This is a genomic window from Paraburkholderia sp. SIMBA_054, assembly GCF_046534875.1.
Classification (GTDB): Bacteria; Pseudomonadota; Gammaproteobacteria; order Burkholderiales; family Burkholderiaceae; genus Paraburkholderia; species Paraburkholderia hospita.
Map to the genome: position 1 here is coordinate 1 of NZ_JAWRXV010001240.1, position 253 is coordinate 253.

Annotated in this window: 1 protein-coding gene; it reads left to right on the forward strand. The window is 74.7% G+C overall.

Going from position 1 to position 253, the window contains the following annotated elements:
• Positions 1–253: hypothetical protein (locus SB822_RS59075; protein ID WP_410859372.1), on the forward strand; the 253-nt coding region annotated here is incomplete at both ends.

A 253-nucleotide genomic window follows, 5' to 3' on the forward strand; every position in this document is an offset into this window, starting at 1 on the left:
CGAGGCCGAGGCCCAGGCCGCGCTGTGGGACTGGGCCTGCCGCGAGATGCTGCACGAGACCCAGGCCGGCATGCACCAGCTGTCGTGCCGCGCCGGCATCGCCGAGTCGGTCGCCGATGCCTGGCGCGCGCCGGTCGATGTCATCGAGCCGGCGCGGCCGTTCCTGCCGCGGGCGGTGTTCGCCGATGCGCGCCTGCCGCTGGTGCTGGATGGCCTCGACGGGACGGACGATTCCAGTACCCGGGCCACGCTG